The organism is Vibrio sp. ER1A (assembly GCF_000733315.1).
Taxonomy (GTDB): domain Bacteria; phylum Pseudomonadota; class Gammaproteobacteria; order Enterobacterales; family Vibrionaceae; genus Vibrio; species Vibrio mediterranei.
On sequence record NZ_JPJA01000019.1, the window covers coordinates 1 to 21,301 of the forward strand.

The following is a 21,301-nucleotide window of genomic DNA, read 5'->3' on the forward strand; positions in this document are numbered from 1 at the left end:
ATTTGTAAGTCTCTTAATCTATCAATTAGTGCACTAGAATTCTGTGCATATTGCACCATTGATTTCTTAGATGAACTCAAGTGATCATTTAATGAGACATAGCTAACAAAGTCGTCACGGTATCGTTCCAATTCGTTTTTAATACTATTAAGATTATTATTGAAGTTCGTTTCCGAAGAATCAAGACTACCGGTAAATGATAATGCTTCATTCATGTAGTGCAAAGCTTCCTTTGATGCATCGGATGTTAAGTCACGAGTATAAGATAATTCATGTAATCGAGCCCTATCCAACGTTATTAATATTTGACTTGCGCCATCATAACGTTCGACAGCTGAAAACAGTTTATTTAGACTTTTCCAAGCGGTGACTCCTAAAGTCATTAATATAACAACGACTAAAACAAAGCCTAAAGTGATTTTGTTTGACCTATCTATAGAGCTATCAACATGCTCATCATTCATACGTGAAGCCTCCAACATTTTAGTCGGCAAAACTTGCTTTTACGTCCAATATCTTTGCTTTTTGTGTAAGAAAAACATCAACTAGCTTACGGTCAAAATGAGTACCCGCATGCTCTTGTAAATAGCTAAATGCTTCTTCAACTGGCCAAGCCTCTTTATAGGGCCTATCACTTGTAAGTGCATCAAATACATCCGCTATCATCACTATTCTCGCAGATAATGGTATCTCTTCACCTAGCACGCCTTTTGGATAACCTGAGCCATCCCATTTTTCATGGTGATATTCAATAATCTGCCTAGCCATATCGATTAACTCAGATTTATGATCACCCAATATCTGAACACCGTAGTTAACGTGCTCCTTCATGTGCTCCCATTCTTCTGGAGTTAAGCTTCCGTTTTTTTTAAGTATATTGTCCGCAACACCTATTTTACCGATGTCATGCATTGGAGATGCTTCAAATAATAATTGGCACCACTTTTGTTCAATATTGAGTGCCTCTGCAAGTATTCGACTGTAGTGACTCATTCTCACTACATGCATACCAGTTTCGTTATCTTTAAACTCAGCGGCTCTACCAAGACAACTAATTATCTCAAGTTGGTTTTCTCTAATTTCCTGCGTACGTAAATGTACTTGTTGTTCCAGTGTTCTTCTTTGATTGTGTAACGCCAAATGCGTAGCCACTCGAGATTTTACTACTGGTGGGCTTATAGGCTTTACGATGTAGTCAACAGCTCCAATATCAAATCCTTTGGTTTCGTCTTCTACCTCGCACTTAGCCGTAACGAATATCACTGGGATTGTAGCGGTAACAGGATTACTCTTAAGGAGTGTGCAAACCTCATAACCATCCATCTGAGGCATCATTACGTCTAATAGGATCAAATCAGGCTTAGGTGATTGTTCAGCAAGTTTTAACGCTAAAGAACCATTCGTGGCGACTTTAATATTATATTCTGATAGTAATATACCGCTCAGGAGGTCAATGTTTGCCGGAGTATCATCAACTATTAGTAAATTGAAATCTTTTTCTTTCATTATTTAGCCTTTTGAACTGGTTACGTTAAAGTTCCAATTACCAGATCAGCCAACTAGGTTGGAGCGCTGCATACGGTTTAATTTGATATTGGTAATTTCTCTAAACTTCTCGTTCATCAGAAATTTGCGTTCAATAGCGGCATTTTGTTTTAGTGCACGCCTTACAATATTAAGTAGCTCTACTTCCCATGTAGGGTCATTAGGAAAATCAAATGGTGAGATATCTACAGTCAGACCTATAAACTCCTTATTAGGGAGAATATCCACCGAAAACCCGTTTTTATAACCGTATGTAATAGCGATGTTCACATAAGAGGCTTTACCCACAATGAAGAATCCTGATTTGAAACTCTTAGAAGTCATTAGATCAAAGCCGAATCTTGTTAGTATTGATTCTGAAACCATCATCATTTCGTTCATCGTAATTTCCACCCCACTCTCATTTATTGAGCCTTACATCTATAGTGTAGTTCATAGATAAAAAACTCTGTTTGTAGTACGCTGGTTGGACTGAGCACTTAAGTGCACATCAACAAGACATGTACGCAACTGGACTATTTGCGAATGTTATCCCAAAATCTGAATATATTTTGTAGGAAAATACTTAGTTTTCTGTGGAATGCACTTGATTTAACTGATAAAAAATGTTTTGAGTAAAAACTTAAACGTTCCATTTTCCTCTTAGTAAGGTGAACTTGCTAGTTTGCTCGATATATCATTTGGAATATCTGTTATTTATTGATTTGTAAGGCTAATTTAAGATACCTTTAGATGCATATGAATGTTGATTGATGGTGAGTGATGTCTATAAGAGCTTTGATTGTTGACGACAACCCTATAAACAACCTTATTTTGGAGGATATCCTTTCAGATCTAGGTATTGATGTGGTTGTAGAATCAAGCGTTGTATCTGCAATTTCTACGTTTAACAACTCTTCATTCAATATCGTAATTACCGATATCGTACTCCCTAGCGAAAGTGGGTATGACCTTGCAATGCATGTTCAGTCGAACAGCAATGGTAAGATACCCATAATTTCATCCAGTATAGAACCTATAGAAAGTCGATATGAAGAGTTGTTCTCGGGCAGTATCACTAAGCCTTTTGAACGCGAACACATTGCACAATTACTTATGGAGCTTCAACTCTCAAGCCAAGAATTTGAGAACTTGCCGCCAACTGCAACACAAATAATTAATGAGTATGCCCCTGAGTTAATTTCCATAGCAAAACAAGATGCTAGTAAGCTTAAAGCACTTGTTAGAAGTCATGATATTAATATGTCTAAGAGAGCACTTCATCAGCTCAAGGGAGCAATATCTACTATTGCCCCAGACTCATATGCTATTCATCATATAGAGAAAATTGACCAGCTTCTAACGGAAAACTCCATTGTCCAAAGTAGTGTAATACGCGATATAGAGCGAATGATAGACGAAATAACAGACACCTTGTCATCTGCTCTTGCAACAGAAAAGCAAGATAGTTAGTTTGCGTGATTACGCTCTTTTTTTAAGTATCGAAGTCTGTGTATAAGCTCCCGTTGGGAGCTTTTTTGTATTTGTTGCCGGTGCTAAAGAGTCTCGATCCGGGAGGAGACTCTTGCTTAACGCCCTTTAAAAAGAACACCCCTATGATGTTCCAAGTAACGCCTATGCTGACTTGATATTTGAAATGACATAGCTTCATGAATACCAACTACCTCAGGCTTTTCGAGGTATTTGGAGATCATCACTTTTCCTTGATTATCGAACGATATAAATCCAAGGTCGAACGCTTTATCTAAGTTTGCCAACAGGAGCAACCCGTTATATTTATCTAGACGTTCTTCGTTACTCGAATCCCGCCAAGGTTTGATATGAGAAGCAAGAAGGAGTTGAGTGTTCTTATACCCGGTTAAGGCACAACCGCCCCACATTTCAACCAGCTGAGCCCTAAAATTGCCCTGTCCAATTCTAGTATTCACCAGAATTGTCTTTTCCGTTTCAGTAAGCTTCTGGTCAGACATAACTTGACGTATATCTGCATTGACGTCTACCTGAGCCAGATCTGCCAAGAAATTGTTGTAGTGAACCAGCGCCGCACTATACATGCCTTTACCTTTGCTATCGCGCTGTTTAAAGAGCTCCATCGTTTTGGCCTTCGCTTCCAACGAAACAAATCGGCTATATGATTTCACCTCTGTTAATGGTTCTCGGATCTCGTTTGCATCCATCAGCCAATTTGAAATTGAGCCACGAATAGCTCCAAGGTAATTGGTTGCCGTCTTCTCAGACTTACCTAAATCCAATAACCATTGATAGTAAAGTGATGCTATGTCGGACAAATTGGTTACTAAGGCATCTTTCAACTCGTTTGACACGATATGACTTTTCATAAAGTCAAAAAGCTCCTCATCTAGATAAGCATATGAGATAGCTTTTGATGAGTAACGTTTGACAGCTTGTTCCTTATACCCTTCCTCCAATTTAAGATGCCAAAAGCCTTCGCTCTTTAGATGAAAATATGGATTCTCAGGCGTATTTTTATCTCTTCCTTGAGCAAAGTTATCAAAATGATGGGTAAATTGATCTTTGAGAGCCTGATTAAAAAATATCTTATTCGACGCAATGCCACCCACATGAATAAGATCCATAACAGCCAGTAGCATACAAACCTTGTGAGGACTTTTCTTACCGCCTGCACTATTCATATTGAGATTTCTGAACTTATCCAGATACAATTCAAGAGCCATCTCGTCCCTCCCTATCGACACTTGGATTGTTTCTTAGCACAACGGTTTGCCATCTGACTCCATGCCTATGTTGTATGTCTTCGCCATTGAATACATCAACTAAAGCTAAGTTGATGTCACTCGCCAGTTCCGTTAACTCTTCAACCGAAACAGAGTAAGACTCGCGGCCATCATTGAATAAACCATGACGCAATGAAATCACAATAACACCACGATTTTTCAAATGGTTAACTAGGGCATTCAACGCCTTTTTACGCAAGTTACTAGGAATATGCATCCAAACCGCAGAGACCAAAATGACATCAAATTTAGTATTAAGCTTTGATAGTTGGTTAAGGCCAGGAAGCCTATCATCAAGCCATACAACCTCTTTCCCAGTGTGAGCACTACCTAAAACGAGCAGCTCTTTGCAAGGTTCACATGCAACCACATGACAGCCCAGACGAGTAAACCAAAGTGAATCTCTTCCCGAGCCCGCGCCAATATCTAATACATTGTCTCCTACACTGGGCCAGTACTTTCGCCAAATGTGATGGACTTTCGTAGCCGCTAGAGAATTATATTGTTTAGCAAGTTCATCTGCATTTTCCGCGTAAAAATAGGAGGTTATAGACATTATGATACCCCGTTTTGAACTGAAACCATCTTATAGGGCCAAGTTGCATAAAGCTAGAGAGTGCTAGGTTAGTACGAGATGTTTTGAGCTAAGTCACTATTTAGTGAAAAGGCTGTCGGTCATAGAAAGGGGGGGAAGTATGGAAACGAAAAAGCCCCAGCATTTCTGCTGGGGCTTCGAATTTGGCGGTGAGTGAGAGATTGCCATATAAATATAACCATATGTTTTTAAAATGAAATTCATGGAATTTTAAATTTCCTATACTTTTACACATACTTTTTATCTTTGTTTTCATTACGTGATTTTCATCGCAATTTGTCCTAAATCCCACTTATCAATCTCTAAGACAATGCAGCTCACGTGGGGCAATTTTAGGTCGGCGTTAGTAGGTCATTTTTACATCAGCGCAGACAGCATATCTAAATCTATTAATGAGACAAACACATCCTCAAGAGTTACACTATGTAGCTCTAACATTTTCACCTACACATCAGCATCGTACAGAGTCAGAGCCGCTCAAGGGCAACAAGATGTATAACCCTCTCTGGCAAAACTTATCTGCACATTCATCAAACGGTGTTTTGAGCCCAGCACATATTAGTTTAATATTGGCAGTTGTATTATGTAACAGAATTTAATGACCGTTTGATACTCCAGTTATCAGACGCGGCAAGCACAACTATCAGACTCGAGTTTATGGCTTTTTTTATTTTACTATTCTTAGCAGTGGGCTTTATCGTTGGTCTAGCGACTCCTGAAAATCGAAAAAGCCACGCTTATTCAATCTACATTCTCGTTTCAATTGGTTGGGCTTTTGCTTGGGGACCTTTCGCTATCCTAACATTTCTCGAACTCGCAGGTGGAGATTGGTTGGCTCGTAAAAGTAAGTCACCTTTCACAAAACCAGCTTCCTCCTCTAACACAGATTTAAAAGTTGCCAGCCAAGATAAGGCTAGGAAACAAACCAGCGTAAGAGCGCAGATTGAGGATCATCCAAAAGTCGTTAGTAATGTACATTCTGACAAACTGACCATTGAATTATCAAGTCTTACAAAGAATACAGATGCACTAGAAAAATCATATTCAACCCTACTAAAGGTCCACAGCCTCGTTCCGACCAAACTACCGAATTCAAGGAAGATCTTCGGCGATCTTGTTGCTGTCTGGTCTGTTCAATTAAAGATGCTCGAAACCATCGTCCAATTTTTTAGCCACGATGTTTTTAAGCAAACAGCGACTAGGGAGATGGTTGAACACATTATCAAAATCAAACAAAAATCAATAGCGTCTAATGAGGCACTCAAACCTATGTTTGAAGATCCTGTAAACAGCCTTTTAGAAGGTATTTGTATTTCAAAGCAAGTGGAAGCATACAAGCATACTCAACACCTGTCATACTTTAATGCAATTCAGTATTGCTTTAGGGAGCACGGAGACTTTATTGAAGAAACGACCACCAACCATTTCAATGAGCTGCAAGAAATGGCTAAAAAACCTTTGAAGCAATCCGAAAAGTTGTACCGTGAACTTAAAGATATAGCAGAAATAATAGATGATTCATTCTTAGATTCCAAAGCGAACCAGCTTGCATTGAGCGTAGCCAGAGCGAAAAACCAAATAGATACAGCACCAATAACGCAGGCTCCACGTCAACTCGAACAGAAAAATGAAAGACGACAAAACAAAAAGCAAGCTCTCTCGATACTAGACCAAAAAATCTCCGCAAGTAGAAACGACAAGTTAATTGACCAACAAAATAATGTAACTTCAATTGTCGCAGAGCCTAAAAAACTGGCAACGTCATCTACAGTTCAAATCGAGTCGCGCCCCGCATCAGGAAGTAAAGAAAGCTCTGTCATTTTTGAAATCTATGACAATTTCACCAAAGCCAACTCATCGGCTAAAGCTCATGCGAAAAACGGTCAGCCAGTGAAAGTTACTACACTAGGAGAGTATCGAATTGTATCTTCCAGTGAGCTTTCTTTTGATCTCTCACCAAATGAAGCCAAATATTTCTATCAGATGATAAGTGAAGGTTTAAATACCCAAGAAATTGCAAATAAAAATAACACTAAGCATAGTTCTTCAATTGCAATTGCTGCGAGCTTAGTGAAGCAAAATATATTATCACTAGCCGATGTTAAACATCAATTTAACATCTCTTCACTTGAGCAGGAGATTGCGAAACGAGCATTTGAGCAACAATTCCGACAATCAGGAACTATCCATCTTAAGCCGTTTTATGAAACACACGCTTTTAAGATCCCAAAAATTAATTACAATGACTTGAGCCTATTAGCGGCAGAGGTTCAAAGAAGCGAGAGCTAACCTAGCTTAAGAGGGTAACTTAAATGGTATTATAACTTAATCAAAGTCATTGCCCATATGCCTAACTTCTTCTCGCCAATCAGACTCAGTTTGTGCCTTTAGTTTAAATTTGGGAGTTATCGTTGGCTCTTTGAATTTATTAGACTTCTGATGTTCATCTGGGTTAGAAACCCTTTCCATTGTAAGGAGCTGTTGCATTCTATCACCTGGCGAAGGCTTTGCATCATTAAGCAGCTCGAGCAATCTTCTTAACTCTTCTTCTGGACTTTCAACCTCAGAGTTATGGTTAGTACGTCTCTTTAATCTTTCATCAAGGTTTCTTGACAACTCTTCGTTTATTACATGCTGTTTTATAGGTGTGGTGTTGTCATCTTGAGTTGATGAAGACCGCGCGTTTTCTCGAGCCTCCTTCTCCCTTTGTTGTCGCTCGAGCAATGAGTCTGCATGATTTTCAAGCGCTTCGGCATATTTTCTGATTGCACGGAAAAAAGACATAAAAGCAATACAAATATAACTGGAATGTACCAACGATGCTACACCATAAAAACTAAGTCATCAACTATACCCCAACCACGTATCTCGGTGATTGCGATCGCTTGTTTCCGCTTGATTTTTAAGCGAGCTGTCGTATTTCTTACATATTTATAACTTATTAGGCTGCTTGAGCTTTGTGATAAATAAGCTTACGATGATCTAAGATATCATGATCTTCATCAGTGTGCCTCTGCTCAGGTGTTACATATTTGATTCCGCTGTGCTTTTGTTCAAAGTTATACCGATAGGTTGAATCTCCAACTCATTTCCTTGCTTCTTCAATAGTTCTGAACCCACCCAAGGGCTATGACGGTATGTATTTGACAGTTTTAAATAATGACTCGGAGTAAGGGTTATCGTTACTAACTCTAGGGAGAGAGCACGAACTCATGACACAAAGTGCATTCATCTTGGCCAACATTGTCTAGCTTCCCATAGGGGCACCATTATCAGAGTGTAGCACTACCCCTTTATTGACACATTTCTCTTTCCAAGTAGTACGTTGAACTAAATCTGCTGCGTGCTCGCCAGGTCTTTTTAGAATACTTCTGCACCGACTATTTTCCTGCTAAAAATATCCATAATTACATAGAGGTAGTAGTACTCACCATTAGTAATTGATGGAAAGTAGCCATTATCCCAACTTCAAACTTAGTTTGGCTTTGTCGCTTTCTGCACCTTGGGCTTTGGTGTGCTGATTGAGGCAGCCCCCTCGTCTTTTTAACTGAGAGTGCTCTTTTGAGATTCTGTAGAATATTGATTCTGAAGCGATGTAAACTCTCTTATCTTCAAGCATAGGCGCGATGACGTTGGGAGGAAGAGCTGCTTATTCAGGTGCACTACATACATCTAAAGTATTTTGCCTTTCTTGTGCTGTGAGCTTGTTGTGGGGAGGCTTCGAAATCAACCTCTACATCCTTGGCTGGGCGGCTTACACGGGTATAGTGAGGACAAACCAATGACACGTTAGCCAATCTAAAAACTGAGTCAATAAAGCCTTGTCGCGCCATCAAAGGTAAGGAAAAAATGCGCTTTACCATGGAGCCGTCGTGGTAACGAGATCACTAAACAGTCTTGGCCTACCACGTCTGTCCTGTTTAGGTTGTTTCCACTCAGTTATGGCTTCCTCGTCAATCCAGAACGTGAGCGCCCCCCTGTTGATCAAGGAGTTATTGTTCTTGCGCCAGTTGGCGATTTTGTAACGAGACTTCGGCACGAAATCAAAGTCAGTGAATGAATGTCCCTAATCTGATCGTGAGGTTCTGATTTAATTCACTCGATTCGTGCAACAAAGCAGTCCCCCATTGCTATGGCAAACTAGCCGCAACTCCATACTGAAAGGGAAGCAAAACGACTATGAAGATGAGTGACTCTGCAAATTTGAAAATTGGTTCCAGAGCATATTTTTTAATCGTTGTCGACAACCGAGGATTCCGTGATAGTTCTCTATTCTCTTTCATTAAAGAGGACATAAAGCTTGATTACGTTATCCATATGCTTATCATTCACTAACTAATTGATTTTCCTTAGATACTCTAAAAACAACATAAATACGTTTTTTTGTCTCAACATTCTAACATATAGATTGCTATACTTTGTCCATCACTAACAATGTAATACTTATTATTTACATTCCCGATTACACGATCAAAGCCGACTTCGATGGCATCACATGACATCACATTACATCAGCAAGTTACTCAAGAATATTGGCTTCAAGCCAGTACCTTAAAGTATCTTTACCAACCTCACCAAAATTTACTGCAGTTTCTATCATTGCTAATTGAAATGTTTGACTTAACGAAAATTGCCCACAAAGCGCCAAACTACGGATAATACGAGATATTCTTAGGTGATTATGACCGCCATGTTTAAGCCAGATGTGGTCTTTGATACTTAACTCTTCTGTTGCAACTATGTGCCCATCTACCATTTTCATCCCAAAAAAACCTAACATCAGCTCTAGCGATGTCAGGTGTGCAGCTTTGAGCTTGTCGTTTTGTGCAAATGTTGTTCTATCCTCTAGCGTTAATATTGGAGCATGTCGGTTAAACTTTGTTTGTGTATCAATTGGAAACAGCCACTGAATATATTTGTGGTCATACTCTAGCCAAAAATCGTCCAAAGCCCATATCTCTTGAATTAATCGACCCTGGCTGTCTGTTGTCATACCTAACTGAAATTGAATTAAGGTGCTCATAAAGACAAATGTACCTCTAATAGTCAAAACGGTATATTATCATTCAAAGCCTCATTAGACCGATGCTTCATTTCACTACCTCCAGCACTCGTAACAGATAAACATTTACCACAAGGTTGAGCTCCTAGTGCTAGTAGAGTTGACTCGTTAAACCTCATTTCATCTCTAAAATACAAATTAACAAGATAATTAATAACAGCTATTCTAAGCTTGTACTTATAATCAGACAATTGAAGAACAAAAATATCGGCATCATTTCCAGATTGTTGAGTTTATCTTGAATAGCACCTAACTGTTGAAGTAGTGTCAAAGTAACTTCGTCACTCTCTACCTTTCCCGAGTTTTCAGACTCTTCATGCTTGATAAACATTATCTTCAAATGCTTGTTCTGCTCTACGAATAAACAACTCATAATTAGTGCCATATAAGGGCTCTGATGTGATGGACGTACCGCTTTTCCGACTTCTGAACCGCTCCAGTCAGACTAGCTACTGTTCTTACCTCAAGTATTCCCGAAAACACATCGATGTTGTTCATTAGGAAAACTAGGTCAATCTAGCTGGGGAGCTTTTCCGTAGTACTTAGTTCAAAACTGCTTTGGGGCAAAAGGCAAGGTTTACGCCTTGCCTTTGGTTTAGTTGCCGTTTACTTGGTCGCATACCATCCATCAGCCAATACTTCAGCCTGCTCTAACACAAGCTTAATCGCCTCTTCAGCCGCATCAGGTGGGTACTTCCATCTGCGCAGTAGTCGGCGAACTAGGTTACGCATACGAGCACGGACACTTTCCCGCTTCTGCCAATCTACCGTTGCAGACTTACGAAGTTGATTCGTCAGCTCTATAGCAAGCTTACGTAGGTTGTCATCTCCCAACTCTCGGACAGAAGACTCGTTTTCGACCAAAGCTCGATAAAACGCAATTTCATCAACAGAAAGGTTTAACCTATCCAGCATAGCCGCATCTTCCTGCATCTCCTTCGCCCATTGAATCAACTCTTCAATAACCTGAGCCGTTTCAATGTTACGGTTGTGATACTTTTGAAGCGTAGTCATGATGCGGTCAGAGTATTTCTTTTCCTGAATCACATCATTTTTCATGCGAGCTTTCACCTCATCACGCAGTAGCTTTTCTAGTAACTCTACGGCAAGGTTCTTCTCTTTCATGTTCTTGACGTCTTCAAGGAACTCTTCTGACAACAAACCAATGTTCGGTTTGTCTAGCCCTACCATTGAAAAGATATCATCAACACCTTCGGCAACAACCGCATTGTTAAGGATTTGCTTAAGAGCGGTATTGCGTTCTTCGTCGGTACGCTTTTTATCAACTGTTGAGTGCTTGATGAATGCAGCTTTTATCGCGGAGTAGAAAGCGATTTCGTTCTTATAGCCGCGAGTCTCATCCATCGTGTTACAGAGCGAGTAAGCTTTTGTAAGCGCAGCCATGACATCAAGGAAGCGTCGTTTACCGTCTCGAACTTCTTTACCATTGCTATCGTTATGAGACAAGCCGGATAAATGATTCACAGCACCAGGTAGCAATCGAAGTGCATTGGTTTCAAAATCAGGTCGATAATTAAAGGTGTGACCATCGACAGGTGTTGCGAACATGCCTCGAATGATATCGACCTTTTCCATCAACACTGCAAAGGCTTCTGCTGTGTCTACTGTTGGCTGACCTTTACCCTGACTGTTCGTGTAAGTCTTGAGGGCATTCTTCAACTCATTAGCAATGCCGATGTAATCCACCACTAAGCCACCGGGCTTGTCTTTAAACACGCGGTTGACTCGGGCAATAGCCTGCATCAAGTTATGCCCTTTCATTGGTTTATCGATGTACATGGTATGACAACACGGTGCATCAAAACCTGTTAGCCACATATCGCGCACAATCACTAACTGGAGTTCGTCCTCGGTATCTTTGTAACGTTTCTCAAACAGCTTTTTCGTTTTCTTGTCATGAATATGAGGCTGCATCTTTTCTTTGTCTGATGCACTGCCCGTCATAACGATTTTGATTGCCCCTTTTTCCGGATCATCGTTGTGCCACTCCGGTTTTATTGCCACAATAGCATCATACAGGTCGACACAAATTTCACGGCTCATGGCTACAATCATCGCCTTGCCGGGAAATGTAAAAGTACGGGTTGTGAAATGATTGACGAGATCTTTTGCCACTTGCTGTATACGAGGCTCCGCACCAACAAGTTTCTCTAACGCTGCCCATTGTGATTTGATTTTCTCACGATCTGCAGTCTCTTCGTCCTCACCAATTTCATCCTCCACTTCATCATTTAGAACGTCGATCTTATCCTGATTAATATCAAGTTTCGCTAGGCGTGATTCGTAGTAAATAGGAACGGTTGCGCCATCATCAACGGCATCTTGAATATCATAGATTGATACGTACTCACCAAATACACCGCGAGTATCTTTGTCATCCATGGCGATAGGCGTGCCTGTAAAACCAATGAACGAGGCATAAGGCAAAGCGTCACGCATGTACTTAGAATAACCAAAAACGTACTTGTGAGCTTTTACAGCGCCATTTTCGTCCTTTACTTCAACCAGTTTGGACTTGTTACCATACTGACTTCGATGTGCCTCATCCGAAACGACAACAATATTTGCTCGCTCCGATAGAACTGGGTGTTCGGTTTCATCGGCTAGTAGCGCAAATTTTTGAATGGTGGTGAAAATGATGCCGCCTGATTGACGATTAAGTAATAACTCTCGCAGGGCATCACGATCATCAGCTTGCTGTGGGATCTGTTTGAGCGTCTCTTGCGCCATGCCGAACGTGTTGTAGAGCTGGCCGTCCAAATCATTTCGGTCTGTGACGACAACTATCGTTGGGTTATTCATAGTTGGCTGCTGAAGCAGTTTGCTGGCATAACACACCATTGAAATACTCTTACCACTTCCTTGGGTGTGCCAAACCACACCAGCCTTACCACTTCCGGGGTTAATTTTATCTAAGCCTTTTGTCGCCTGAACCTGATATTTTGCTATGTTGTCAGCCACCAAAGGTAAGTTGGCATCAGCTTGCTTCGCTTTTACTGTTGCTTCAACTGCCGCTCGAACAGCGTGGAATTGGTGGTAACCAGCGATCTTCTTGATGATTTTGTCGTTGTCAGTTTCGAATAAGACAAAGTAGCGAATGTAATCAAGCAACAAATCAGGTTTAAAGAATCCCTTAACGACAGTTTCAAGCTGGTAATCCCAAAGTGGTTTATCATCTTCACCAGAAACGGTTTTCCAAGGTAAAAAACGTTCTTTGTTTGCAGTCAGAGATCCAATCCTCGCCGTCCAACCATCACTGACGACTAACGACTCGTTAAATGAAAACAGATCAGGGATCTCATCTTTGTAGGTTTGCAGTTGGTTGTATGCGTTCCAAATGTCGGCGTGTTCATCTGCTGGGTTCTTTAACTCAACAACTGAGACTGGAAGGCCATTAATAAACACCACCACATCTGGTCGACGATTACCCTTGGTGCCAATAATAGTGAACTGATTAACAACTAGGAATTCGTTGTTATCTGGATTGGTGAAATCCATTAAGCGAGCATGAGTATGTTTTGGAGTTAATTGACCATCTTCAATGATTGTGTATTCAACAGGTACCCCCTCAATCAAAAGCTTATGGAATGCCCGGTTATTTTTGATAAGCACGGGGGTTTCAGGTGTGCTTACCGTGTTCACAACCTGATTGAGAGTCTCTTCTGGCAATTCAGGGTTCAGTATCCCTAGCTGACTAAGCAAACGTTGTTTGAGAACTACCTGATGATAATCATCACGCTCAGGAGCATCTCCATCCGGTGCGATGTCATAGCCATTTTTGTATTGGTAGCCAAGCTCTTTAAACCAATCAAGGCATTGTTGTTCTAGTTGGTCTTCTGTGATCATTAGAGTAGACCTCCACCATGATTTTCGTTATTCATGTTGATATCAAAAAACTCCGAGAATTGACTTTCCTTGCTAACATCCAAGACGATAAGGTTCTCCACAGAGCGAGTTATTGATGTGTATACAATCTCAGGTGTATCCTTTTCGCCCATTAGATAAAAAACCGTCTTAGATTCTAGTCCCTTGAAACTATGCACCGTCGACAGCTTGATAAGACCACTATTAGCATAAAAATGGTTCTTTTTAGTTCGCCTGGCTCGCTCGATATCCGACATTAGCGTTTGGTGCTTATTGATAGTCGAACGTAATTCATCTTCAGGCATTGATTTCAAACATTCTTGAGTCACCTTAGAATCATATCGCTGCACAAGTTGCGCTAACTCTTTGTAGGTTTCAAACATGCAATGCGTCTTTTCAACCTTTGCAAATTGTTCAGCAATCCTTCGTACGAGATAAATGCTAGATGACAGTATAACCACATCGTTTGGGACGAGGTTGTGAGCTCTAATGGTTTTTTGTATCAACTCAAATGATTGATTTTCCCAATTGTCTTGGCACGCATGATATTCCAGAACCTCAAAAGTAAACCCTTGTTGCACAGGAACGGTTTCTAAAACTTCAGAGTCTGAATATTTTTCGATGAGATACTTAGATTGGTAGTCTTTAAATATCAGGTTTAATGATGAGTCTAGGCTTGTACGATAAGAGCGCTTTAACTTTTTCCAGCTTCCAAACCCTTGGGCAATCACTGCTGCACGTTTGGTCTCCCTCTCATATATATTCTGAGATTCATCACCGAATAACACCATTTCTCCTTCCGAAGAAAGAAAATTATCCCTCAAAATTTTAACCCATTCACTCTCAAAATCTTGGACTTCATCGACCAAAATAGTGTCAAAGCGGCTTAGACGATACTCTTTGAAAACATCCGTTTTGTAGAGCTTATCGAAGTCATAGCGTGCGATCAGATCTCCAATGTCTTGGCCTGACTCATTAACTTGAGAGTTAAAAAACTGGTGGTAGTTAGTAATTGCAAAATGTTGTTCATCCCTGAAACCTAAAATGTCGCTGATTCTATCCTTTATTAGATTTTTTAGTGTGATGTTAAAGGTTACTATCAACACTTTCTCGCCATGACGTTCGTGTGCATTAACCGCTCGTTGTGCAATGATTGCAGTTTTCCCACAGCCAGCTACGCCTTTGATCTTTTCCTTACTTTCACAACTTGCGGCCAATTTACTTTGTTTATCATCCAGCGGGATCGGCTTGCCTTGCTTTTTCGTGTGTTCACTTGGCATTAGGCGACGTGTTAAGTCGTCATAAACACGCTCATCAAACAACACGTGTGATGAAAAACTCTTAATCTTTTTGACTAAAATTTCAGTCTGATCGCCTGCGAAAGCCATAGACCTATCACGAGCAATACGTTTCTTTGTTCGTGATAACCCTTCAGCTTGGCGATTAAAGTCATCAACCTTGATTTTCTGATTTCGACGAGCGACAAGTAAATCACTCTTTTTTTGTCTCAACTCGTTTTCAGCTGGTTGATATAAGCAATTTACCTCAAATTTAGTAGCTTTATGAAGGTAAACAAAAGGTTGAACTAGATTAAAGAAATTTCTATTACCTAATTGCTCTAACCCCAATACTGGTAGATGCAGCTGATACAAGTTCTTCTTATAAGTAAACGCTTGAGACTGAGGTGAAGATATTCTAGATGTCCCTGACTTCGATTTGACAGACCACTTGTTATAACTGTCTACTTGGTAGTTTGACAAAGAGTAATCTTTTACCTCAATAACAAATATGGCGACTCCCTCCTTTGCGATTATAAAATCAGGTCTATCACCATCCAAAAATGGGTTAAAGAAAACGTTATAACTATCATCCAGTGACTGCTCAAATACGTTTAATAGATGCGACTCACCTTCTGTTGGCTTTACTTTTAGCCGGGAGATATTTTCAAGGGTTGGATAAAACTTAGCCATAGTACCTCTTACAAAAATGGCAGTCCAAACAAAGCACCAATAATTCCTATCGGGCTAATGGGCAAAGCAACATCAGCAACTGCCTCTGCCAATCCTTCACTCACCGCATCGCTTGCCGCGCTTTCAGCAATATCAGTTAGCACATCATTAGACAGGGCTTCTGTTACGGCCTCGTCCAATGCTGCATTATCAATTCCAGAGTCGATCACCATGGTGCTATCCAAGCTATCGGCCACTTCACTCGTGACAACAATTGGGATGTCTGGGTGTTCTGCCAACGTTTCATTGATGTATGAAACGCTGTCTGTCGCTTTTAATTGCACTTCAGCTGCAATGTCACCATCACTCATTAATGCAATATCAGAAACGGGATGGTTAGCGGCTTCAAAAAGCATGGCATCGATACCTTGCTCATTGAGTGCAGTAACAACTTCTTGCTCAAAGACCATACCTTTGATGTTGCTGATATGCCCTGACATAGAATCAGGGTTAACATCAGCAAAGTAATCAAGGATTTCGCCGTTACTTGCAAGCTCAAGCTCGTTGTAACCTCGACGTACTGCATCAAAAACAGGGTTAGAACCAATCAAGACTTCAAACACCCGCGTTCAATTAGGTAATCCTTTACATCATGATAGCCATTGTCGTAAGCGATTCTTCGTGCTCTTTTTCCATGTTTGTTCTTCAAATTTACATTTGCTCCCGCTTCCACTATAGCTTGAACCACTGCGAGGTGCCCTTCTTGGGACGCTAGCATCAACGAGCTAAATTTATCGCTCGTTACAACATCAAGAGCTGCGCCTTTAGCTATTGCCAACTTAACAAGCCCAGTTTTTCCGTCATAGGCGGCTGCCATTAAAGGCGTCCAGCCATTATTATTAGCTCTATTAACTGATGCACCCGCACTCAACAATTTTTCTGCAATTTCATAGTGATTACTTGATAAAGCGACACTCAATACTGGATTCCCATGTTCACTCAACGTATTTACATCCGCTCCTGCGTCAATTAGCAAACTCGCGATATCAAGGTCACCATTACGTACCACAAGAACTAATAGGGAATTTCCTTTATCATCTTCAACGTTAACCGTAACCCCACTCGTTATTAAAGCTTTAACAAGGTCTAAGTAACCATGTTGATAGGCAGAAAGAAGAGCTGCCTCAGAAAACTTAGAGCTAAAAACCGCCCCTTTTGCAAGGAGCTTATCTACAACCTCTAAACGCTGTTTGAAATGGGCACCCGTTACCGCATTCCAACCATCATTGTTACAAACATCGACGGCAGCACCGTGTTTAAGCAGAAACTCCACCGCTTTGACTCGACCTTTCATTGAGGCCCAAATCAATGGCGTCCAACCCTTGTCGTTACGGATGTTCACTTCGGCACCTTTTTCGACCATCAACTCCGCGAGTTCAAAATATTCGTTGTCCAAGCACAGTAGTAACGCACTGCTCAATTGCTTTGGTCGATAGTTTGGGTTAGCGCCTTTATTTAACAAAGAGTTGGCAATATTCAAAAAACCAAGATCGATGGCCAGTCGCAGTGGGTTATGGCCTGAATGGTTTATATCGAAACCGTCCACCTCGATGAGCACTTCGGCCAATGATGAGAAACCATATTTCAATGCCAACTCAAATGGAGTGGCTTCCTGCTCATCGAACACGGTATTAACCAGTTCAGGCTGCTGTGCAATCGTATCTTTCAATAACGTTAGGTTACCCGATTCTATGGCGGCAAACAGTCGGTCAGTCATTGGCACTTTTTCCTGTTTCACCTAACTCGATTTCGCCGGAAAGCAATTTAGGAAGTAAGGTGTCACGCAGTTGAGCTAGTGTGGCATTCTCAAGCTGATTCGTTAGCATTTTCTGCATCAATCCGCCGATCGTTTGATGGAAAGCTTCCATAACATCTGCCGTTGGACGAACTAGCTCAACGTTGGAGAACGTTCTAGTGTTCATGTTTAACGTGGCGCTACCCCCACTTGCCAAATCATGGAAGTGCTTACTCAGTCCCTTAAACTTAAACAAAAGGTAATACAACGAATTACTATCGTGAGGTACAACTGAGTTAATTTGTTGATTTGTATGACTTGGTTTCGTCGTTATGAACACTTGACCAACTGTCGCAATACAGCTCACACAAATACTGTTTTCCGGTATGCGCTTCTTGGGTTGCGATTCATCACCTGCTTGCGTCAGAGTATCTGTCGTTTCAGTAATGAACACTTTTCCGTGTGTATCTGGAATCTTGATGAAAGGCACATCACCACCGTAAAACTCAGCGTTTTTCTTAGATGGAGTCTTACCACAAACAACTGAACCAAAGTCCTTGATGGATGCGATATCCCACCCCTCAGGAATCAAGCCCATTTCAGATTCAACTAGCTTTTCTGGGAATAGCGAGGCAGTAGCCGCATCCATTCCTTCTGGTTGCTCACCACTCATCTTCGCTTTAACAGGGTCAAAATCTACAAACCATGACTTGAATATAGCTTGCGCCATTTCTTCTAAGGTTTGGTTGATTTCGGTGTTCTGATTCGCCTTCTTATCGAGTAGCTCTAACGTATCGGCTATTGCGGATTGAGCTATCAAAGGAGGAAGCTGCAATGTATGTTTTCTCAGTTGCCCTAGATTAAAACCCGGAACCGCTGCCCCAATACCATTAGATATAATCTCTTGTTGTTTTAATGGACTGGAAAACACGTAGTACAAAAACCTTGGATCTACCTTGGTTGTATCAACAGTCAATTTCATCTGCTTATTGGAAATAATGTATTCATCCCAATTAGATGTTCCATCGATGTAACCAACTTGGTTAATGGTTCCCCAACAAGTAAAAACCAGATCGCCCACTCGTGCCACGGATCTAGTGAACTCTTTGGACTTCTCCTCAGAGACAAAAACTATTCCTTCATCCTTTAAACGAACACCTGTGTCTGCACTAAGATTAGAGCCTCGAATTACAGGGACACCACTATCAGTAAAAAATTTTGAACTGATAGCCGAACCAAATGGGCCTGTAGCTAGTGCGTTGGGTGACTTAGAGGCAATATCTTCAACTGTGACTGTAGGCCAATTACAACTCATAACCCAACCCCGCTAGGTTCTTCTTGATCTCGGCTTCTAGCATTGCTGACTCAGCGAACTGTTCACTCAACTTAGAAGTCAATGTTGCCATCTTCTCAGTAAACGGAACGCCATCATCCTCTTCCTCAGCCGCACCAACATAACGCCCCGGAGTGAGAACAAAGTCATGCTTAGAGATTTCATCAAGTGTTGCTGATTTACAGAAACCAGCTTGGTCTTCATAGCCAACACCATGAACTTCTTCACCTGTTTTCCATGCGTGGTATAGGTCAGCAACTTTGCGGATGTCATCAAAACTAAAGTCACGTAAAACACGGTCTTTCATGTAACCAAGGTTACGAGCATCAATAAACAGCACCTCGCCTTTACGCGCACGTAGTTTGCGACCTGCTTTATCATTACGAGCTGTTTTGTTCTTAGTTAAGAACCAGATACATGCAGGGATTTGCGTGTTGGTAAAAAGTTGACCGGGTAGCGCGACCATACACTCGACAAGATCGTTCTCGATAAGCGCTTTACGGATCTCACCTTCATTGTTGGTTGTCGAACTCATCGAACCATTTGCCAACAGAAGCGCCTGAGAGCCATCAGGAGCAAGATGATGAAGCATGTGCTGCATCCATGCGAAGTTCGCGTTACCCACTGGCGGCTGACCGTATTTGAAGCGAGGATCGTTATCATCAACACCCGTGTTCCACTCTTTCATATTGAATGGAGGGTTTGCCATGATGAAGTCAGCACGTAGGTCTGGATGCTGAATATTAGTGTAGGTACTTGCAGGCTCTTTGCCGAAATCGTAATCAAGGCCACGAATCGCCATATTCATCGCCGCTAGCTGCCACGTTGTATGGTTGTATTCTTGACCGTAGATAGAGATTTTTTGCTTTTGCGTCAGTGCATCCACTTTCTTCTCGTTGGCGTGGCGCTCAATGAACTTCTCTGATTGCACAAAGAAGCCACCGCTGCCCATTGCTGGGTCATATACGCGACCTTCAAACGGTTCAATCATCTCAACGATTAGCGTTACGATAGAGGCTGGTGTGTAGAACTGACCGCCTTTTTTACCCTCAGCAAGCGCAAACTGACCCAGCATGTATTCGTACACATGACCTAGGATGTCTTTACTGTTTAGGTCAGCATGCACAAACGGGATAGTCGCAATCAGGTTGATAAGCTCATTCAACTTAGCCTGATCGATCTTCAAACCTGAGTAAGATTTGTTAAGTACGCCTTTTAGTTTCGGGTTGTCACGCTCGATACCCTCAAGAGCGTTGTCAATAAGGTGGCCAACAGAAGTAATCTTCTTCGCCTTACCGTCAATCTCAAGATCAGCACCACCAATCACTAGTGGGCCGTTATTTTGTAGGAACTGCCAACGAGATTCCGTAGGCAGCCAGAACACATTCTTCTCTGTGTAGAAGTCACGCTGCTCTAGCTCGATCGCAATCTCTTCCGCTAGCTCTTCTTCTGAGAAGTCCGCCGGGTCTAGGTAATACTCATGCTCTGGGTTAGCTAGGTCAGCTTTAATCTCATCCTGACGTAGTTTGAATGCATCAGAAACGTACTTTACGAAGATTAAGCCAAGCACAGCATGTTTGTATTGTGCTGCATCGAGAGTGGAACGTAGCTTATCTGCCGCTGTCCAGAGCTTGCTTTCAAGCTCCTTCAGGAATTGTTGTTCTTGTTGATTCATCTTGTTTTTATGCACCTAGAAAGATTTTCTCCATGATAGCATCCAAGTCCCAGAATTCTGCAATTTATGCCTTACTTAGTGATGAATTTTATGAAGTAAGGAGCACATCATGGTTGCTTGGAACAAAGGTAAACGAGTTGGTCAGAAGAAAGCATTCAAATTAGAAGACATTTGGCGCATTCGCATTCGGTTGGAGCTGGAAGAACGACTGTTCGAGTTAGCGCTTTTTAACCTTGCTATCGACAGTAAGCTTCGGTCTTGCGACTTACGGAATTTGAAAGTGCAAGATGTCAGCCGCAGTGGTTGTGTGATGTCCAGAACCATCGTTAAACAGCAGAAAACTCACCAAGAAGTTCACTTCGAGATCACTCCCAAGACGCAGCAGACTTTGTCGCAATGGATCATTAAGAATGCGTTGTCACCAACCGACTTCTTGTTTCCTAGTCCATGCAGAGAGGGTCAGCCCATTTCGTATCACTACTACACAACTCTAGTAAATAAATGGGTGACTGATATCGGCTTAGACAAAACGCAATACGGGACGCACTCATTACGACGTACCAAAGCATCTTTGATCTACGCCAAAACCAAGAACTTACGTGCTATCCAGTTGCTTCTTGGTCATGCTAAGTTAGAAAGTACAATTGAATACCTTGGTGTTGAAATTGAAGATGCGCTTAGGATTTCAGAGAGTTGTGAGACTTGA

The 21,301-nt window shown here is 41.3% G+C and carries 16 protein-coding genes and 1 pseudogene; 3 read left to right on the forward strand and 14 right to left on the reverse strand.

Going from position 1 to position 21,301, the window contains the following annotated elements; translation table 11 throughout:
• The 3 genes from HW45_RS02975 to HW45_RS02985 form a co-directional block, all read right to left on the reverse strand.
• A partial coding sequence (locus HW45_RS02975; RefSeq protein ID WP_038224613.1) for a hypothetical protein occupies window positions 1-464 on the reverse strand: 464 nt, incomplete at its 3' end.
• A gap of 19 nt (window positions 465-483) precedes the next feature.
• Window positions 484-1,506, reverse strand: a complete 1,023-nt coding sequence (locus HW45_RS02980; RefSeq protein ID WP_038224615.1) for an HD domain-containing phosphohydrolase — start codon at window positions 1,504-1,506, stop codon at window positions 484-486.
• A gap of 45 nt (window positions 1,507-1,551) precedes the next feature.
• The gene (locus HW45_RS02985; RefSeq protein WP_038224618.1) at window positions 1,552-1,926 is read right to left on the reverse strand and encodes a hypothetical protein; all 375 of its coding nucleotides are present in this window, start codon (window positions 1,924-1,926) and stop codon (window positions 1,552-1,554) included.
• Window positions 1,927-2,307: 381 nt separating this feature from the next.
• Here HW45_RS02985 and HW45_RS02990 point away from each other — a divergent pair, with 381 nt between their 5' ends.
• Entirely contained in the window at window positions 2,308-2,997 is a 690-nt protein-coding gene (locus HW45_RS02990) for a response regulator (protein WP_038224619.1), read from the forward strand.
• Window positions 2,998-3,113: 116 nt separating this feature from the next.
• On the opposite strand, the gene HW45_RS02995 is transcribed toward HW45_RS02990, so the two are convergent.
• Together HW45_RS02995 and HW45_RS03000 are read right to left on the reverse strand one after the other, a co-directional pair.
• Window positions 3,114-4,241 (reverse strand): HNH endonuclease, encoded by a 1,128-nt coding sequence (locus tag HW45_RS02995; RefSeq protein WP_038224620.1) that lies wholly within the window; start codon window positions 4,239-4,241, stop codon window positions 3,114-3,116.
• On the reverse strand, window positions 4,231-4,857 hold the full coding sequence (locus tag HW45_RS03000; RefSeq protein WP_038224622.1) for a class I SAM-dependent methyltransferase: 627 nt from the start codon (window positions 4,855-4,857) through the stop codon (window positions 4,231-4,233). The genes HW45_RS02995 and HW45_RS03000 overlap by 11 nt, the downstream gene beginning before the upstream one ends.
• Before the next feature lie 696 nt (window positions 4,858-5,553).
• Between HW45_RS03000 and HW45_RS03005 the strand changes: the two genes are divergently transcribed.
• Window positions 5,554-7,185: a hypothetical protein gene (locus tag HW45_RS03005; RefSeq protein WP_038224624.1), complete on the forward strand. Its 1,632-nt coding sequence runs from the start codon at window positions 5,554-5,556 to the stop codon at window positions 7,183-7,185.
• 36 nt (window positions 7,186-7,221) lie between these two features.
• Here the strand turns inward: HW45_RS03005 and HW45_RS03010 are convergent, their stop codons facing one another.
• The 9 genes and pseudogenes from HW45_RS03010 to HW45_RS03050 all read right to left on the reverse strand — a co-directional run bounded on the left by HW45_RS03010 (window position 7,222) and on the right by HW45_RS03050 (window position 20,595).
• Window positions 7,222-7,713: a hypothetical protein gene (locus HW45_RS03010; protein WP_152559602.1), complete on the reverse strand. Its 492-nt coding sequence runs from the start codon at window positions 7,711-7,713 to the stop codon at window positions 7,222-7,224.
• Window positions 7,714-8,597: 884 nt separating this feature from the next.
• Window positions 8,598-8,935, reverse strand: a pseudogene (locus HW45_RS28660) (transposase); the annotation flags it as partial.
• Window positions 8,936-9,415: 480 nt separating this feature from the next.
• The gene (locus tag HW45_RS03015; protein WP_038224627.1) at window positions 9,416-9,919 is read right to left on the reverse strand and encodes an opioid growth factor receptor-related protein; all 504 of its coding nucleotides are present in this window, start codon (window positions 9,917-9,919) and stop codon (window positions 9,416-9,418) included.
• A gap of 645 nt (window positions 9,920-10,564) precedes the next feature.
• Entirely contained in the window at window positions 10,565-13,825 is a 3,261-nt protein-coding gene (locus tag HW45_RS03025; RefSeq protein WP_038224631.1) for a type I restriction endonuclease subunit R, read from the reverse strand.
• Window positions 13,825-15,813 (reverse strand): nuclease-related domain-containing DEAD/DEAH box helicase, encoded by a 1,989-nt coding sequence (locus tag HW45_RS03030; protein WP_038224632.1) that lies wholly within the window; start codon window positions 15,811-15,813, stop codon window positions 13,825-13,827. Before HW45_RS03030 ends, HW45_RS03025 begins: the two co-directional genes overlap by 1 nt.
• Before the next feature lie 8 nt (window positions 15,814-15,821).
• Window positions 15,822-16,415, reverse strand: a complete 594-nt coding sequence (locus tag HW45_RS03035) for a hypothetical protein (protein ID WP_235225344.1) — start codon at window positions 16,413-16,415, stop codon at window positions 15,822-15,824.
• Window positions 16,400-17,569, reverse strand: a complete 1,170-nt coding sequence (locus HW45_RS03040) for an ankyrin repeat domain-containing protein (protein ID WP_038224634.1) — start codon at window positions 17,567-17,569, stop codon at window positions 16,400-16,402. The genes HW45_RS03035 and HW45_RS03040 overlap by 16 nt, the downstream gene beginning before the upstream one ends.
• Window positions 17,562-18,902, reverse strand: a complete 1,341-nt coding sequence (locus HW45_RS03045; RefSeq protein ID WP_038224636.1) for a restriction endonuclease subunit S — start codon at window positions 18,900-18,902, stop codon at window positions 17,562-17,564. The genes HW45_RS03040 and HW45_RS03045 overlap by 8 nt, the downstream gene beginning before the upstream one ends.
• Entirely contained in the window at window positions 18,892-20,595 is a 1,704-nt protein-coding gene (locus HW45_RS03050) for a class I SAM-dependent DNA methyltransferase (RefSeq protein WP_038224638.1), read from the reverse strand. Before HW45_RS03050 ends, HW45_RS03045 begins: the two co-directional genes overlap by 11 nt.
• 109 nt (window positions 20,596-20,704) lie before the next feature.
• Here HW45_RS03050 and HW45_RS03055 point away from each other — a divergent pair, with 109 nt between their 5' ends.
• Complete coding sequence (locus tag HW45_RS03055) at window positions 20,705-21,301, forward strand: tyrosine-type recombinase/integrase (RefSeq protein WP_038224640.1); 597 nt, start codon at window positions 20,705-20,707, stop codon at window positions 21,299-21,301.

What these genes read in the sequence shown, in the direction of transcription:
- HW45_RS02990 (WP_038224619.1), top strand. Translation starts at nt 2,308, where the DNA reads ATGTCTATAAGAGCTTTGATTGTTGACGACAACCCTATAAACAACCTT.
- HW45_RS03005 (WP_038224624.1), top strand. Translation starts at nt 5,554, where the DNA reads ATGGCTTTTTTTATTTTACTATTCTTAGCAGTGGGCTTTATCGTTGGT.
- HW45_RS03030 (WP_038224632.1), bottom strand. Translation starts at nt 15,813, where the DNA reads ATGGCTAAGTTTTATCCAACCCTTGAAAATATCTCCCGGCTAAAAGTA.
- HW45_RS03040 (WP_038224634.1), bottom strand. Translation starts at nt 17,569, where the DNA reads ATGACTGACCGACTGTTTGCCGCCATAGAATCGGGTAACCTAACGTTA.
- HW45_RS03025 (WP_038224631.1), bottom strand. Translation starts at nt 13,825, where the DNA reads ATGATCACAGAAGACCAACTAGAACAACAATGCCTTGATTGGTTTAAA.
- HW45_RS02985 (WP_038224618.1), bottom strand. Translation starts at nt 1,926, where the DNA reads ATGAACGAAATGATGATGGTTTCAGAATCAATACTAACAAGATTCGGC.
- HW45_RS03015 (WP_038224627.1), bottom strand. Translation starts at nt 9,919, where the DNA reads ATGAGCACCTTAATTCAATTTCAGTTAGGTATGACAACAGACAGCCAG.
- HW45_RS02980 (WP_038224615.1), bottom strand. Translation starts at nt 1,506, where the DNA reads ATGAAAGAAAAAGATTTCAATTTACTAATAGTTGATGATACTCCGGCA.
- HW45_RS03000 (WP_038224622.1), bottom strand. Translation starts at nt 4,857, where the DNA reads ATGTCTATAACCTCCTATTTTTACGCGGAAAATGCAGATGAACTTGCT.
- HW45_RS03055 (WP_038224640.1), top strand. Translation starts at nt 20,705, where the DNA reads ATGGTTGCTTGGAACAAAGGTAAACGAGTTGGTCAGAAGAAAGCATTC.
- HW45_RS03050 (WP_038224638.1), bottom strand. Translation starts at nt 20,595, where the DNA reads ATGAATCAACAAGAACAACAATTCCTGAAGGAGCTTGAAAGCAAGCTC.
- HW45_RS02995 (WP_038224620.1), bottom strand. Translation starts at nt 4,241, where the DNA reads ATGGCTCTTGAATTGTATCTGGATAAGTTCAGAAATCTCAATATGAAT.
- HW45_RS03045 (WP_038224636.1), bottom strand. Translation starts at nt 18,902, where the DNA reads ATGAGTTGTAATTGGCCTACAGTCACAGTTGAAGATATTGCCTCTAAG.